Genomic DNA, 17,168 nt, shown 5'->3' with positions numbered 1-17,168 from the left:
TTTATGCAAATTCTGTAAATTGCACACGTATAAAATACATCTTATTAAAAATGAAGCAATCAAACTCATATACACCAAAAAATAAAATACGAATTGTTACTGCTGCCTCACTTTTTGACGGTCACGATGCTACCATCAATATTATGCGAAGAATTATTCAAGCTACAGGCGTTGAGGTAATCCATTTGGGGCACGACAGAAGTGTTGAAGAAGTTGTAAATACGGCAATTCAAGAAGATGCCAATGCCATTGCACTAACTTCTTACCAAGGCGGACACACAGAGTATTTTAAGTATATGTACGATTTGCTTCAAGAACGTGGCGCTACCAATATTAAAATTTTTGGTGGCGGTGGCGGTGTAATTCTTCCAGAAGAAATAGAAGAATTGATGGCCTACGGAATTACAAAAATATACTCGCCAGACGATGGAAGAGCTTTCGGACTACAAGGAATGATAGATCATTTGGTTGAAAATTCTGATTATGCAATCCCATCTTTAACACTTCCAGAAGGTCAAAATATTACGGAAGCTTTACAAGAAAAAAATGTAAATGTAATAGCGCGTTTAATTTCTTTAGCTGAAAATAATCACGACGTTTTTGTAAAAGAATTTGAAAAGGTGGATAATTCCTCCCCTTCGGGGAGGTCAGGAGGGGCTGTACCCGTTTTAGGGATTACAGGTACAGGCGGTGCTGGAAAAAGTAGTTTGGTAGATGAAGTTGTACGTCGTTTTTTAAACGATTTTGAAGATAAAACAATCGGAATTATTTCTGTGGATCCATCCAAAAGAAAAACAGGAGGCGCTTTATTGGGCGACCGTATTCGGATGAATGCCATTAACAATCCGCGTGTGTATATGCGTAGTTTGGCAACGCGTCAGTCTAACTTGGCTTTGTCAAAACACGTAGCCGAAGCAGTTGAGGTTTTAAAAGCTGCGCAATACGATTTGATTATTTTAGAAACTTCAGGAATTGGGCAAAGCGATACCGAAATTTTAGAACATTCAGATGTTTCTTTATACGTAATGACGCCCGAATTTGGTGCAGCAACACAGCTGGAAAAAATCGATATGCTTGATTTTGCCGATTTGGTAGCCATCAATAAATTTGATAAAAGAGGTGCTCTTGATGCGCTTCGGGATGTAAAAAAACAATATCAACGTAATCACGGAATGTGGGAAGCAAAAGCAGAAGATATTCCTGTTTTCGGAACCATCGCTGCGCAGTTTAACGACCCAGGGATGAATACGTTGTACAAAGAAATTATGCATAAAATTGAAGAAAAAACGAAATCCGATTTAAAATCGAGTTTTGAAATTTCTTCTGAAATGAGTGAGAAAGTTTTTGTAATTCCACCAAATAGAACTCGTTATTTAGCTGAAATTGCAGAAAATAACAGAGCTTACGATAAAAAGGTAAATGAACAGGTTGAAGTTGCTCAAAAACTTTATGGAATATACCAAACGCTTTGTAGTGTTACCAATTCAAAACTAGATGTATCAAAACACGGAGTCGAAGTTTCTTTGGAAAATAATGAGTTTGTAAAACTTTTGGTTGCTGAATTTGACCGTGTGAAATTAAATTTAGATCCGCATCATTGGGAAACTATTTTGCAATGGGATGAAAAAGTAGCAAAATACAAAGCACCATTATACACTTTTAAAGTACGAAATAAAGAAATTAGTATGCAAACGCATACAGAGTCGCTTTCGCATACGCAAATTCCGAAAGTTGCTCTGCCAAAATACCAAGCATGGGGCGATGTTTTACGATGGATTTTACAAGAAAATGTACCAGGCGAGTTTCCTTACACTTCAGGTTTGTACCCGTTTAAACGCACAGGAGAAGATCCAACCAGAATGTTTGCTGGCGAAGGTGGTCCCGAACGTACCAACAGACGTTTTCATTATGTGAGTTTAGGGATGCCTGCCAAACGTTTGTCTACTGCATTCGATTCGGTTACCCTCTACGGAAACGACCCAGATTACCGTCCAGATATTTACGGAAAAATTGGAAATGCAGGGGTTTCTATTTGCTGTTTAGACGACGCCAAAAAATTGTACTCTGGTTTCAATTTGGCCGATCCTATGACATCGGTTAGTATGACAATTAATGGCCCTGCACCAATGTTACTTGGGTTTTTCATGAATGCAGCCATCGATCAGCAGTGTGAAATTTACATCAAAGAAAACGGTTTAGAGGACGAGGTAAAAGCAAAAATCAAAGCTATTTATCAGCAAAAAAATAGTGAACCACCAACATATCAAAGTTTCTCTAGAGATGAAAGCGAGGCCAATGAAACTTTGCCAGAAGGCAACGACGGACTAGGGTTGATGCTGCTTGGAGTTACTGGAGATATGGTACTTCCAAATGAAGTGTATCAAGAAATAAAAGCCAAAACAATTGCGCAAGTTCGTGGAACTGTACAGGCAGATATTTTAAAAGAAGACCAAGCACAGAATACGTGTATTTTTTCAACTGAATTCGCATTGCGTTTAATGGGCGATGTACAAGAGTATTTTATTGAAAATACTGTGCGAAACTTCTACTCGGTTTCTATTTCTGGATACCATATTGCAGAAGCTGGCGCCAACCCAATTACGCAATTGGCATTTACATTGGCAAACGGATTTACCTATGTGGAGTATTACTTGAGTCGCGGAATGGACATTAATAAATTCGGGCCTAATTTATCTTTCTTTTTCTCTAACGGAGTTGATCCAGAATACGCTGTTATTGGTCGTGTTGCTCGTAAAATATGGGCGAAAGCTTTAAAAGAAAAATACGGCGCCGATGCACGTTCGCAAATGTTGAAGTATCACATTCAGACTTCAGGAAGGTCGTTGCATGCACAAGAAATCGATTTTAACGATATCCGTACAACGCTTCAAGCTTTATACGCCATCTACGACAATTGTAATTCGTTGCACACCAATGCGTACGACGAGGCAATTACTACGCCTACCGAAGATTCGGTGCGTCGTGCAATGGCAATTCAGCTAATAATCAATAAAGAGTTAGGCTTAGCTAAAAATGAAAATCCTATTCAAGGAAGTTTTATTATTGAAGAATTAACCGACTTGGTGGAAGAAGCTGTTTTACAAGAATTCGACCGAATTACAGAGCGCGGAGGAGTATTGGGAGCTATGGAAACGATGTATCAGCGTTCTAAAATTCAAGAAGAAAGTTTGTATTACGAAACTTTAAAACACACAGGAGAATATCCAATTATTGGGGTGAATACTTTTTTAAGCAGTAAAGGTTCACCTACGGTTATTCCTTCGGAAGTAATTCGTGCTACGGAAACTGAAAAGCAACTGCAAATTGCAACTTTAGAAAAACTTCATAGTGTTTATAAAGAAGAATCAGCTGAAGCTATTACAAAAGTTCAAGAAGCGGCAATTCAGAATAAAAACATTTTCGAAACTCTAATGGAGGCCACCAAGGTTTGTTCGTTAGGGCAAATTACACAAGCCCTTTTTGAAGTTGGCGGACAGTACCGTAGAAATATGTAGTTTAAAGTTGAATTTGGAATTACGAAGTATAAATATAAAGCCAAGGTGTTAAAGCCTTGGCTTTATATTTTATGCCCAAAGTCGGGACTTTGCCTTAAGATTAGGTTTATTTTCAGCTTAAAATTACACGCCATTTCAAAAAAATCATATAAAAAATAAATTTACGTAACCAGTTACGGTAATATTTTATACATTTGCGTAACTAGTTACGAATAATAAGTATGGATTTTTTATCAGAAATAGGACTTGCGGGTTTAAACAGTAGAATAAAAAGATTAAGTGATGAGCTGCTATACAGCACCAGAGAATATTATAAAACTGTGGGGCTAGATATAGAACCAAATTGGCATTTAATCTTTTTACTACTCGAAAAACATCAATCAATGACAATTACCGATATCTCTCAAGAGCTTCGAATGTCGCATCCTGCATGTGTGAAAATCGTCAATAAAATGAAAAAAAAGGGGTATATCGATAGTACAACAGATCCAGAGGATTCAAGAAAGCAACTGTTGGAATTGTCAGAAAAATCAAAAGAAAAACTCCCCGACTTTCATAAACATTGGGATGCATGTATTAAAACCACGCAAAATTTTCTAGACAAGAGTCCGAGGTTTATTGAAGAATTAAATACACTTGAGACATTAGTAGCCGAAAAAAGCTATATGGAACGAACACTTGAACATTTTACTAACAACTAATAATTAAAAAATCTACATGAGAGATTGAACACTTAAAAATGAATTGGATTGCTGAAATTTTAGGGTATTTGGCAATTGCAACAGGCTTTTTTGCAATTACCAAAAAAGAAATGGGAGCCTTTAGGTTATGGCACTTAATTTCTAGTTTTTTCTACATTATCTACGGGCTATTTTTAAAATCAAGTCCGTTAATTATTGCAGGAATTATCTTCTGTATAATTCATATTTATCATTTAAGAAAACTTAAAAAGAATCAAAACAACAAAACACAATTGTCATGATTAAAGTATTTATAACAGGCGGTACAGGTTGGGCAGGTTCAGCATTAGGAAAAGGAGTTTTTAACCATCCAAACATGCAGCTTGTTGGAGCGTTATCGCGTACACATAAAGGCAAAGATTTAGCCACTTTTCTTGATATTGAAGCTGAAGAAATCCCGATTTTTCAAACTATCGAAACAGCTTTAGATACAGTCGATTTTGATGTTTTAGTTGAATATACAAAGCCAAACATTGCGAAAAAGAATGTTATTTCGGCACTTAAAAAAGGAAAGAAAGTTGTTAACGGAACCTCAGGATTAACAAATGATGATTATTCAGAAATAGAAAAAATCGCTACTGAAAATAACACATCTGTGCTGGCGGTTGGAAATTTTGCAATTACGGTGGTATTACTTCAAAAATTTTCTGAAATGGCAGCAAAGTACATTCCAAACTTTGAAATAATCGATTATACTCATGAAGATAAAATAGATGCTCCAAGCGGAACAGCAAGGGAGTTGGCATATCGATTATCGAAAATTCAGAAACCAAATAAATTTGTAACTGAAGATGAATTGCTTGGAGAAAAGTCAAGTAGAGGAGCAAGTTTAAACGATGTTCAAGTGCATTCTGTAAGACTTCCAGGACACGTGATTTCTATAGAATCTATCTTCGGATTAAAAGACGAAAAACTATCCATTCGTCACGACTCTGGTGCGAGTGCAGCGCCGTATGTGCAAGGCGGACTCTTAGCAATCGAAAAGGTGTCGACTTTTAAAGGATTGCGACGAGGATTAGACAGTGTTATGGATTTTTAAGGCTTATCGTTTTACATCTTAATATTTTATTTGACTCGATAAATAAATCTATTATCTTATCTTTGCACCTGTCTAAAAAACAAGAAAAATGACTACAAATTTAGTAGAAGAATTACGATGGAGAGGCATGGTGCACGACATGATGCCAGGAACTGAAGAACAACTCAATAAAGAAATGACAACGGCATATATTGGTTTCGACCCAACGTCCGATTCGCTTCATATCGGGAGTTTGGTACCTATTATCTTGTTGGTTCATTTGTATAAAGCGGGGCATAGACCTATCGCTTTAGTAGGTGGTGCAACCGGAATGATTGGTGATCCTTCAGGAAAATCAGACGAGCGTAACCTACTAGACGAAGCTACACTTGCAAAAAATGTGGCGGGAATTAAAGGAGTGCTTTCTAGATTTTTAGATTTCGATGCTACAACCGAAAACGCACCAAAACTAGTTAACAATTACGATTGGATGAAAGATTTTTCATTCATCGAGTTTGCTAGAGATGTAGGAAAACGCATCACTGTAAATTATATGATGTCGAAAGATTCTGTAAAGAAACGTTTGAGCGCCGATTCTGGTGTTGGAATGTCTTTTACTGAATTTACATACCAACTTATTCAAGGCTACGATTTTTACCATTTACACAAAGCAGAAGGCTGTATGTTGCAAATGGGTGGAAGCGACCAGTGGGGTAATATTACTACCGGAACCGAATTGGTGCGCCGTATGAATGTTGATGCTGAAGGAAACGAACCTGCAAAAGCATTTGCACTTACTTGTCCGCTTATCACCAAAGCCGATGGTTCTAAATTCGGAAAATCTGAAGGAGGAAACGTTTGGCTTGATGCCGAAAAAACATCACCTTATAAATTTTACCAATTTTGGTTGAATACTTCGGATGAAGATGCCGAAAAATATATCAAAATCTTTACTTTTTTAGATAAAGCTACTATTGATAATTTAATTGCTGAACATCAAGAAGCGCCACATATGCGTTTATTACAAAAGCGTTTAGCTGAAGAAGTAACCACATTTGTGCACTCAAAAGAAGAATATGAAAATGCTGTAAAGGCTTCAAATATTTTATTTGGTGGTGGGGCTGAAGATTTAAAGCAACTCAACGAGAAAACGTTTTTAGATGTTTTTGAAGGTGTTCCGCAAGCTGAGGTAAACAGTAGTGATATCGAAGCTGGATTGGATATTATTGCTGCTCTAGCTGCAAATACAGGATTTTTAAAATCGAATGGAGAGGCTAGACGTGCACTTAAAGAAAATTCTATTTCGGTAAACAAAGAAAAGGTAAAAGAAGATTACCAAATCACCTCTACCGATTTGATAAATAACAAATTTGTACTCTTACAACGCGGAAAGAAAAACTACTTTTTAATTCGTGTAGTTTAAGACTTTAGAGTTTATTTTGAACGAAGTTGAGGAATTTTTTATAGAATTTCTCAACTTCGTTTTAATTTATACAGTTTTAGAGGGACAAAGGTTCAAAGTAAAAACATTGACCCATAACTAGTTCACTTATTAACTCTGAATTCAACAATTACTCGATTTAAATGTTGAATTGAAGTTAAAAAGATAAAAACGTTCAAATCCAAGGTTTTGAAAACCTTGGATTTGATTCTTAAACAACTAAAAATCTACAATTTCAAAAAGTAAAAACTGATTGATTTGCGGACTCATTACATTAAAATTATTATCAGAAATTAAAATCAATGTTTTATTTCCGTTTGGCAATGTTGGTCCGTAGCAAATTCCTTCGATATTATCAATGGTTTGTAGTTGCAGTTTTTTACGGATAGTTTCTAAATCGAATGCTAGTTTTTTACTAACAGGTTTTAATTTTTTTTCAGCTAAATTATGTGTGTCCAAAGTATTTTCAGTAGCTGTAGCTTCCACTTCATAAATCTTTAATCCGTTGGCTTCTTTTCCCCAACCAGACGAATAGGAGCGCTCTAACACTAAGAATTTCTTTTCGCCTACGGCAAATAAATCAGAAAGTCCATTTACAGCAAAATCTTCTTTCGGAGCTTTTTCAATTTTATCAAGCGGATAAATAAACTGATCACTTGGAGTTTCGTTTTCCCAATTGTAATACGTTATTCTCACTGGCGAGTAACTTTCTGTAGTTGTTGGTTCTTCGCCATCTGTTACTAGCGGAAGCTCTGTTCCAACCCAAAAACCACTGTCGTTATAACTACGTGTAAGTCCTTCAAAAAGTCCGTTATGACGTGGTTTGTATTCACTTTCAGCATAAAAATAAGAAGGGATTTCGTAGCTATTTACAAAATCTCCCGAAGGGGAAATATTAAAAATTGAAGGATCTCTTTTGTTGTTGATGCTTCCTTCACTCGAAACTAAAATTTGTTGTTTTGTTGGTCGGTACAAAATAGATTCTAGATCGAGAAAAGTGTTTTCTAAAAACGGATCTTCTAAAGAAAAGAAAATTACATCTTTAAAAATAACGGTGTCTATCTTGCTGTTTTCAACATTGATTTCCGCTGTGTAAATTCGCGGATTTTTAGAATCGTCGCAAACAATAATATAGCCGTCATTATAATTGTCTATCCCCGATAAACCTCCAATTTCGGTGTCTTGTAATTTCCATTGAGAAGGAAAAATATATTCGTCTAAAAATTTAAGTTTTGTGTCGGCCGTAGGTTTGTTTTTCACAGCAGAACAACTACTTAAAACCACTGCGAAACTAACGAGGATTAAGTTTTTAATTTTCATCTTTTTCTAAATTGCTTTTGCGATGCAAGTTAATAGAATTTCGTTAGATGGCGGTTAACTTTTTGTTTTCTAACGTACTTCCAAAATAAAACCTAGCCTATCCAGCTACATTATTTGGGTTGTAACCGTTGTAGGGCACTTCTTTTTCAGTAAAAATAATTCCATAATTTTCTAAAGCCGACAAAACAGGTTCGTAAATTTCTTTTAAAATAGGAATTACAACCCCCGAAACTTTAAATTCGTTATTTAAAATTTTTAATGCTGAAATTCCTAACGGAAGCCCAACTGTTTTAGACATTGCCGTATACGTTTTGTCTTGTCCAAGCGTAACCATACTCGCGTCTATTTGATAGTTTTTACCCTGAAGCGTATACCCAAATTTATGATACATCACAATCATATCTTTATCGGTTTCATCAAGTAGCCAATGATCTTCCAAAATAGTCTGAAGCGCTTGCGCAGGTGTAGCATTTTTAATGCCTATTTTTTTTGAATTATCGAACAAATCGAGCTCTACGAGTTTGTCCCACATAATATCATCTTGATCGATTTTTAAGTAATGGCGCAGTTTTAGCTCTACAGAATCGGTTGGCGAATACGGTAAAAAAGCATTTACAAATTCGCGATACGTCATGTTTTCAGAATCTTCTAAAGTAAAAGTATCGTCGGTCATTCCAAGTTGTACAAACATATTCCAAGCCTTCGAAAAACCAACCCTCCGCATTGTACCACGATATAACGTAAGCACATCGTCGAGCCCGTAAGCACTGCGGTACTTTAAAGAATCTCGGTTGGCGTAGGCTTCAAACTTTCCGTAACCATCTATTTCTAAAAATTCGGTTCTTCTAAAAAGTTTATGATACGGAATGTATTTGTAATTTCCTTCCTGAATAAATTTGGCAACCCCGCCTTGCCCAGCTACAACCACATTTCTAGGATTCCACGTAAATTTATAGTTCCACAAATTTGTATCGCTTTCGGGAGCTACAAGTCCGCCAGTAAACGACTCAAACAAAATCATTTTTCCGCCTTTGTTTCTAATCGCATCAATCACTTTCATGGCGCTCATGTGGTCTATACCTGGATCTACTCCTATTTCATTTAAAAAAATAAGTCCTTTTGCTTTTACCTCAGCATCTAGCGCTTCCATTTCTGGACTTACGTAGGAGGCAGTGACTAAGTTTTTTCCGAAGAAAAGACAATCTTTTGCCACTTCAATATGAAAACGAGCAGGTAACATCGAAATTACTAAATCTGCTTTTTTAATAGCATTTTTACGTGCTTCTTCCTCAAAAATATCTAATTTTATAGCGGTGCAATTTGGTCGTTGCTGAAGTAATTTTTGAGCATTTTCAAGCTGAATATCTCCAACAATCACATGAAGTTGTTCGCTTTCTGCCTTGTCTAACAAAAACTTGAGTAAGTGCGAAGTAGATTTTCCAGCACCAATTAATAAAATAGTACGCATTAGAGTTGTGTTTGGTTATGTAACACTAATGTATTAAAATGTTATAAATACAACAATTAAATTGAAGAAATTATGCATAAAGGAATATTAATTACAGGCGCTGTTTTAGGTTGTTTAGCAGTTATTTTTGGTGCTTTTGGAGCACATGCGCTAAAAAACGCATTGGATGCAGAAGCAATAAAAACTTTTGAAACAGGTGTAAAATACCAAATGTACCATGCGCTCTTATTACTTTTTGTAGGAAGTTCTTCCGTACTAACTACCGGAACAAAAAATACAATTATGTATTTGGTAATTGCTGGTGTGATTTTATTTTCGGGTTCTATTTACGGACTTTCAACCAATGCACTTACCGCATTCGACTTCAAAAAAATAGGATTTGTAACTCCAATTGGCGGAACACTTCTTATCGTTTCATGGGGAATTTTGATTTTTAAATTCATCAGTATCAAATCAAATTAAACATTTGTAAAAGTTCATTTTAACACATAAAACTCACTTTTTGTGTAAAAAAATCGAAGCGCAAACGTTGTAGTTCGATATTTTTCATACATTTGCTTCGCTACTAACAACAACAATATTAAAAATGACGGTGGACAAAACACTAGTTACGCAAACGATTTCGTTAAAAAAATACGGAATTGTAAATGCAACGGTTAATTATCAATTAAGTCCTGAAGAATTACACCAAATTACTTTAGAAAAAGGAATGGGAAAAGAAGCTTCATCTGGAGCTTTAGCCGTAAACACAGGTACATTTACAGGACGCTCTCCAAAAGATAGATTTATTGTAAAAGATGAAATTACTGCCAACAAAGTTTGGTGGGGAGACATTAACTTACCTTTTGATACAGCAAAATTTGATGCGCTCGAGAAAAAGGTTTTAAATTATTTAGATGAAAAAGAACTGTACGTACGCGATTGCTTTGCGTGTGCAGACAAAGATTATCGTTTAAACATACGTGTAATAAACGAATATCCGTGGAGCAACTTATTTGCTTACAATATGTTTATCAATCCAACTGAAGAAGAATTAGAAAATTTTGAAGAAGAGTGGGTTGTAATTAACGCGCCAGGTTTTAAGGCAAACCCAGAAACCGACGGAACGCGCCAAGAAAATTTTGCAATACTAAACTTTACTAAAAAAACAGTTCTAATTGGAGGAACTGGATACACCGGAGAAATTAAAAAAAGTATTTTCTCAGCATTAAATTTCTTATTACCAGTATACCAAAACACTTTACCAATGCACTGTAGTGCAAATGTTGGAGAAAAGGGGGACACTTCTATTTTCTTCGGCTTATCGGGAACAGGAAAAACAACACTTTCTGCCGATCCTAGTCGTAAACTTATTGGAGACGACGAACATGGGTGGACCAACCAAAACAGTGTTTTTAACTTTGAAGGTGGATGTTACGCCAAGGTTATTAACCTTTCCGAAGAAAACGAACCCGATATTTTTGGTGCTATTAAAAAAGGAGCACTATTAGAAAATGTTATTATGGATACCAATGGTGTGGTAGATTTTACCGACACCTCAATTACACAAAACACCCGTGTAAGTTATCCTATAGAACACATTAAAAACATCCAAAAACCTTCTATTGGGAAAAACCCAAAGAATATATTTTTCTTAACTGCCGATGCTTTTGGAGTGTTGCCTCCAATTTCAAAATTAACACCAGGACAGGCTGCTTATCACTTTATTTCGGGATATACAGCTAAAGTTGCAGGAACCGAAGCAGGAGTTGACGAACCAGTACCTTCGTTCTCTGCGTGCTTTGGAGCGCCTTTTATGCCTTTACACCCTACGGAATATGCAGAAATGCTTAGCAAGAAAATGAAGGAAGCTAACGTAAATGTATGGCTTGTAAACACAGGATGGACAGGTGGTCCTTACGGTGTTGGTAAACGTATGGCTTTAAAATACACAAGAGCTATGATTACCGCAGCCACGAACGACGAGTTAGGAAAAGAGATTACAAAAGAAGATTATCATATCCATTCTGTATTCGGACTGGCACAACCAAGAAAATGCCCGAACGTACCAGATGATATTTTAAGTTCTAGAAAAACATGGAATAACGATGAGGGGTATTACAAAAAAGCTCATCAACTAGCAGAAGCATTTAAAAATAACTTCGAGAAGTTTGCTTCGTATGCTAATAACGAAACAAAGGACGGCGGTCCTTTGGTCTGATTTTAATTTTTAGGGAGAGGCACTACTCTTCCAAGCTTGCCAAATAGTTAGTAGAAAAGCCTCTGGAAATCCAGAGGCTTTTTGTTATTTGTAAGTTGATTAATCACAAGGAATATCAACAAATAGTATGCTTACTTTTTATTTACCTGAGCAATATACTTCTCAAGTGCCATTGTCATAGAAGGTGTTTCTGGTGTTGGTGCTTCGATATCGATGCGCAACCCTGCCTCTGTAGCAGCTTTCACAGTAGTGTTTCCGAAAACGGCAATTCTAGTATCGTTTTGTTGAAAGTCTGGGAAATTCTTCAATAACGACTCAATTCCAGAAGGACTAAAGAATACCAAAATATCGTAATAAACATCTCTTAAATCTGAAAGGTCGCTAATAACGGTTTTGTATAAAATAGCTCGTTTCCAATCGATTTTTAATTCGTTTAGCGTTTCAGGAATTAAAGGCTTTAATACATCCGAAGAAGGTAATAAAAACTTCTCGTCTTTGTATTTTTTAATAAGCGGTGCTAATTCTGGGAAGGTACGTTTACCAACATAAATTTTACGCTTTCTGTACACAACATACTTTTGCAAATAGTAAGCTACAGCTTCTGATTGACAAAAATACTTCATGCTGTCTGGAACTTTAAATCGCATTTCTTCGGCGATTCTGAAGAAGTGATCTACAGCGTTTCTACTTGTTAAAATAATTGCTGTAAACTGGGTTAAGTCAATTTTTTGCTGTCTTACATCTCTCGCATTAACTCCTTCTACATGTATAAAGGGTCTAAAATCTACCTTTATTTTTTGCTTTTCCACCAACCTTAAATATGGAGAATTTTCCACTTTTGGCTCAGGTTGTGAAACTAAGATTGTCTTAACTTTCATAAATATCCATTAGTTTGAAGCCTTATCAATAAAATAAAATTTTATTAGTATCAAATAAGGGGCTATTTCTAGCGCGCAAAGATACAAAATAAAATAAAATAAATATTTTCCTATTAATTTTTGATGATTTCTTAATGTAAGTACCATTGAAATAACATTAAAAGAAATAAACACTAGTAATATTACATAAAACACAATGTTACTTTGTAAATTACTGTAAATGAATAAACTAATTAACGGCAACAAAAGTAATGCAGTGAGGTTTCGATAGGTAACTTTATGAAAATGGAAGCTTTCTACGAACGGAATTATATCAAAAATTGTAGCTATTATTTTCTCTAAATAGAACTTAAAAAGGATAAATAAGAACAAAAATGGGAGAATTAAGTAAGGATTTAAACTTACAGAAAGACTCATATTTTCTGTAAGAAGCCAGACAATTAGTGAAAAACAAACTAACTGAGGAACAAATAAAAAGAAGTTAAACAAACTCGTAGTTTGGTTAGGCTCTTTACTGTAAATTTTTAAATATTTATAATTTACAAACAAAGCAATAAAAGCATGAAACTTTTGCTCGTTTACATACTTTGCAAGCGCCAAACTGAGTAAGGCAACAAACAACAAAATTGTTTCTGTTGTATGGTAATTGGTATGTCTTAAAATTTCATTCACTAGTTGGAAAGCTTAATCATTTCTCCTTGAAAACCTGGATAAACCCCGTTATTTACAATTCCCATTCTAAAATAAGACACTTCTGGAATCTGTACTGTATCTGGAATTTTTACTTGTAATTGTATGGTTTCACTATTTTTAATAGTACGCGATGCTGTTTCAACAATCAACGGAAATACTTTTATATCCCTTTTATGCTGATTGAAAAACATCCCCGCATAATGCAAAGAATCGGTTTGAATAGTTTCTGGGTAAGGGTTGTAAAGAGAAGCTTCAAATGTTAATGGAATGCTGTTGCTAGAAAAATCTTCCGCAGCAACATCTAACTTCATCTTCTTATATGTTTTAAATTTATTGATAAATGTTCCTCTAATTTTATGATTCTTAAACTCCCTAATTACAGAAATTGTAGAATCTATCAAATAGTTGTGATTTCCTGTGAGGTAAGCAACTTTTTGATTTCTCACTTTAAATTCAGAATCATCCAAATCAAATTGGTTTTCTCTGGCATCCAAGTCGTTTGAAGAAAAAACCAAATCAGTATCAGCATAAAAACCATACATACCAGCATCTCTATACGAGTTATGAAAAACAACAGGAGCACCGTTTACTTTTTCTTTAAGTTCTGTAACCCATTTTTTATTTCCGTAGGCTTCATAACTTATAGGTGAAATAGGTTGATATATAAGCGCCACTCTTAAATATAAAATTAATACCACCGAAAAAACACTTATTCTGAATAACCATGTTCTGTATTTTTCAAACTGATAGGCGTATCGTACACTGAAAATAATTAAAGGTATAACCATCAATATTACCCATTGCGCTTGTGTTTTCCTTGAAAAACTTGAAAATAAGAAGAATATAAAAACACCGTAGCCCAAAAATTTCAACGCCTTATCAAATTTATTTTCAGCAGAAAATTTATAAAACGCCCAATACGTTAAAGGAAAACAAAGTCCGATAATAGCGATGCAGTTTACCAAATAATCTAAGGTGAATTTAATTCTGTATGCGCTGTTAGCACGATCGAACAAATGGTACTTTAAAGGAGCATAATCTACCGTTTGCAACCAAACTAAATGCGGAGCATAAAGCAATAAAGAAACCACAACTGCTACCCAAAATTTCCCTTTTCGTAAAAGCTGTAAATTAGAGAGTAATACAAAAACAATAAGTAAAACCCCATGGTATTTACTGTACATTACCAACGCCATGCTTATACCTAAAAGCACTACCGAGAAACTGTTATTTTGGGTAATAAAGCGTTTGTAAGCCCACATAAAAAGCAAGCTACTCGTTAAAAGAGCTGTGTCGGGTAAAATCATAAATCCGTAGGCAACCATTAACCCAATGCTACTTATAAACGCAACAAACAACCAAGTATATTGGTGTTTATTTTTATCGTCTATTAAAGCCCATAAGAGTAAAATATTGGCAGCGTATAAAAATGGCGACAACAAGCGTACGCCCAATTCGCCATCAAATAAATGGTTTCCTATATACACCAAAAGTGCAACCATTGGCGGATGATCGAAATATCCCCAGCTTAAATTTTGAGCAAAATACCAATAGTACGCTTCGTCAAAAATAAGTCCTGTAAAAGCACTTTGTATTAGATTTATAACCACCGTTATACAAACAAATAGCAGAATTATTTTAGTAGACTTTTTAGCGTCGATCATAATTATTTTCTAAATCGTTAGTTAATTCTCTTCTCTATAGCGGTGCAAAATTCCTTAAAATCAACTTAAAAAACTAAAAGATAGTAAAATTACTTTTTATAAATGCTATTTTTGTGGCTTCAAGAAAGATCACATGCAATCAGATAGTCTCGTTATTATCCCTACATACAACGAAATAGAAAATGTAGAGGCCATAATTAATGCTGTTTTTGAGCTGAAAAAATCTTTTCACGTGCTAATTGTGGACGACAATTCTCCAGATGGCACTGCCCAAAAAGTAACTGCTTTACAAGAAAAGTTTCCGCAAAGATTACATTTGGAAGTTCGAAAAGAAAAATCAGGTTTAGGAACTGCCTATATTCACGGTTTTAAATGGGCCTTGCAACACCATTACGAATATATTTTTGAAATGGATGCCGATTTTTCGCATAATCCTCGAGACCTCATCCGTATTTACAACGCATGTGTACAAGAAAACGCAAGTGTAGCCGTAGGTTCGCGCTATGTAAACGGTGTAAATGTAGTAAACTGGCCCTTGCGCCGTATTTTACTTTCCTACGGAGCTTCCGTGTATGTAAAACTTATTACAGGCATGAAAATTCACGATCCAACAGCTGGATTTATGTGCTATAAAAGAGAAGTTATAGAGCGTATCGACCTTGATAATATTAAATTTATAGGCTATGCTTTTCAGATAGAAATGAAATTTAAAGCACATCTCCATCAGTTTAAAATTATAGAAGTGCCTATTATTTTTAAAGATCGAGAACTTGGAAAATCTAAAATGAGCGGAAAAATTATCAACGAAGCCGTATTTGGAGTACTTTCTTTAAAATGGAACAGTTTGTTTAAAAAATCAGCTTAAATAACCCTTTGAAATAGAATCAGAAGCAATGAAAAAAACACTTATAAAAAACGCAACTATTGTAAACGAATTCAAAACTTTTGAAGGCGATGTGCTTATCGAAGGAGAATTTATTAAAAAAATAGGAACCGACATTTCTGATGATACTGCAACAGTTATTGATGCAAAAGGGAAACTTTTAATGCCTGGAGTTATAGACGACCAAGTGCATTTTAGAGAGCCTGGACTTACACATAAAGGAAATATTGCTTCGGAAAGTAGAGCCGCCATTGCAGGGGGAGTTACTACTTTTGTTGAGCAACCCAACACCAATCCGCAAACGGTTACCATCGAAAAGCTAGAAGAAAAAATGGAAATTGGTAAGCAAACTTCTTTTGCCAATTACTCGTTTATGTTTGGCGGTACCAACGATAATTTAGAAGAATTAAAACGCCTCGACAAAAACGCTTGTGCGGGAGTTAAACTCTTTTTAGGGTCTTCAACAGGAAATATGTTGGTAGACAATGAAGAAGTTATCGAAAAGATTTTTTCGAATACCGAAATGGTTATTTCGGCGCATTGCGAAGATGAAACCACTATTAAAAACAATCTCGAAAAGTACAAAGCTGAGTTTGGCGATGATATTCCGATTAAGTATCACCCAATTATCAGAAGTGAAGAAGCTTGTTATTTATCTTCTTCAAGAGCTATCGAACTCGCTAAAAAAACCAATGCACGACTGCACGTTTTCCATGTTTCAACAGCCAAGGAAACAAATCTTTTCAGAAATGATATTCCGTTAGAAGAAAAAAGAATTACTGCGGAAGTTTGTACACATCATCTTTGGTTTTCGGATGCCGATTATGCACAAAAAGGAACTTTTATAAAATGGAATCCTGCTGTAAAAACTGCTGAAGATAGAGCTGGACTTTGGGAAGCCTTACTCGATGATCGAATTGATGTTTTGGCAACAGACCACGCACCACACACGCTCGAAGAAAAACAAAATATTTACACCAGTGCACCATCGGGTGGACCGTTGGTACAACACACCTTGGCTGCGCTTTTGGCTAAGGTAAAAGAAGGGAAAATTTCTTTGGAAAAACTTATCCAAAAAATGTGTCACAACCCAGCAATTTTATTTAATATCGAAAAAAGAGGCTTTATAAGAGAAGGTTATTTTGCTGATTTGGTTTTGGTAGACACACAACAAAATTGGACAGTCGATAAAAGTAATATTTTGTACAAATGTGGTTGGTCTCCTTTTGAAGGAACCACGTTTAACTCCAAAGTAACTCACACATTTGTAAACGGAAATTTAGCCTTTGAAAACGGAAACTTTTCTAAAGAAAGAAACGTAAAAAGACTTACTTTTAACAGAGATTAA

14 protein-coding genes are annotated in these 17,168 nt (G+C 35.3%); 9 read left to right on the top strand and 5 right to left on the bottom strand.

Annotated elements, in window-relative coordinates:
* The first annotated feature begins 50 nt into the window (after positions 1–50).
* The 5 genes from JMA43_RS02470 to tyrS all read left to right on the top strand — a co-directional run bounded on the left by JMA43_RS02470 (position 51) and on the right by tyrS (position 6,696).
* Positions 51–3,515 carry a methylmalonyl-CoA mutase family protein gene (locus tag JMA43_RS02470; RefSeq protein WP_342154603.1) on the top strand — a complete coding sequence of 1,155 codons (3,465 nt, stop codon included), beginning with the start codon at positions 51–53 and terminating at the stop codon, positions 3,513–3,515.
* Positions 3,516–3,736: 221 nt separating this feature from the next.
* A complete protein-coding gene (locus JMA43_RS02465; protein WP_342154601.1) occupies positions 3,737–4,216 on the top strand; it encodes a MarR family winged helix-turn-helix transcriptional regulator in 480 nt (159 codons plus the stop codon).
* Between the two features lie 38 nt (positions 4,217–4,254).
* On the top strand, positions 4,255–4,497 hold the full coding sequence (locus JMA43_RS02460) for a YgjV family protein (protein ID WP_342154599.1): 243 nt from the start codon (positions 4,255–4,257) through the stop codon (positions 4,495–4,497).
* The gene (dapB, locus tag JMA43_RS02455; protein WP_342154597.1) at positions 4,494–5,294 is read left to right on the top strand and encodes a 4-hydroxy-tetrahydrodipicolinate reductase; all 801 of its coding nucleotides are present in this window, start codon (positions 4,494–4,496) and stop codon (positions 5,292–5,294) included. The genes JMA43_RS02460 and dapB overlap by 4 nt, the downstream gene beginning before the upstream one ends.
* A gap of 88 nt (positions 5,295–5,382) precedes the next feature.
* Entirely contained in the window at positions 5,383–6,696 is a 1,314-nt protein-coding gene (gene tyrS / locus JMA43_RS02450; protein ID WP_342154595.1) for a tyrosine--tRNA ligase, read from the top strand.
* 237 nt (positions 6,697–6,933) lie between these two features.
* Here tyrS and JMA43_RS02445 read toward each other — a convergent pair whose 3' ends face one another.
* Both JMA43_RS02445 and JMA43_RS02440 read right to left on the bottom strand, forming a co-directional pair.
* Complete coding sequence (locus JMA43_RS02445) at positions 6,934–8,034, bottom strand: esterase-like activity of phytase family protein (protein WP_342154593.1); 1,101 nt, start codon at positions 8,032–8,034, stop codon at positions 6,934–6,936.
* A gap of 97 nt (positions 8,035–8,131) precedes the next feature.
* Entirely contained in the window at positions 8,132–9,502 is a 1,371-nt protein-coding gene (locus JMA43_RS02440; protein ID WP_342154591.1) for a saccharopine dehydrogenase family protein, read from the bottom strand.
* A gap of 72 nt (positions 9,503–9,574) precedes the next feature.
* Between JMA43_RS02440 and JMA43_RS02435 the strand changes: the two genes are divergently transcribed.
* Positions 9,575–9,964, top strand: a complete 390-nt coding sequence (locus tag JMA43_RS02435; protein WP_342154589.1) for a DUF423 domain-containing protein — start codon at positions 9,575–9,577, stop codon at positions 9,962–9,964.
* Positions 9,965–10,088: 124 nt separating this feature from the next.
* Positions 10,089–11,702, top strand: a complete 1,614-nt coding sequence (pckA, locus tag JMA43_RS02430) for a phosphoenolpyruvate carboxykinase (ATP) (protein ID WP_342154587.1) — start codon at positions 10,089–10,091, stop codon at positions 11,700–11,702.
* A 131-nt stretch (positions 11,703–11,833) separates the two neighbouring features.
* Here pckA and JMA43_RS02425 read toward each other — a convergent pair whose 3' ends face one another.
* From JMA43_RS02425 to JMA43_RS02415, 3 genes are read right to left on the bottom strand one after another with little or no spacing between them, the layout of a single operon-like run.
* Positions 11,834–12,580, bottom strand: coding sequence for a uroporphyrinogen-III synthase (locus JMA43_RS02425; RefSeq protein ID WP_342154585.1), 747 nt, complete (start codon positions 12,578–12,580; stop codon positions 11,834–11,836).
* Positions 12,581–12,589: 9 nt separating this feature from the next.
* Positions 12,590–13,252: a DUF4271 domain-containing protein gene (locus tag JMA43_RS02420; RefSeq protein ID WP_342154581.1), complete on the bottom strand. Its 663-nt coding sequence runs from the start codon at positions 13,250–13,252 to the stop codon at positions 12,590–12,592.
* Positions 13,252–14,883: an ArnT family glycosyltransferase gene (locus JMA43_RS02415; RefSeq protein ID WP_342154579.1), complete on the bottom strand. Its 1,632-nt coding sequence runs from the start codon at positions 14,881–14,883 to the stop codon at positions 13,252–13,254. Before JMA43_RS02415 ends, JMA43_RS02420 begins: the two co-directional genes overlap by 1 nt.
* Before the next feature lie 187 nt (positions 14,884–15,070).
* Between JMA43_RS02415 and JMA43_RS02410 the strand changes: the two genes are divergently transcribed.
* Entirely contained in the window at positions 15,071–15,802 is a 732-nt protein-coding gene (locus tag JMA43_RS02410; protein ID WP_342154577.1) for a polyprenol monophosphomannose synthase, read from the top strand.
* Positions 15,803–15,830: 28 nt separating this feature from the next.
* Complete coding sequence (locus tag JMA43_RS02405) at positions 15,831–17,168, top strand: dihydroorotase (RefSeq protein ID WP_342154574.1); 1,338 nt, start codon at positions 15,831–15,833, stop codon at positions 17,166–17,168.

Origin of the sequence: Joostella sp. CR20, from assembly GCF_038433465.1 — a bacterium.
Lineage (GTDB): Bacteria > Bacteroidota > Bacteroidia > Flavobacteriales > Flavobacteriaceae > Galbibacter.
This window is presented reverse-complemented; position numbering and strand designations above follow the sequence as displayed.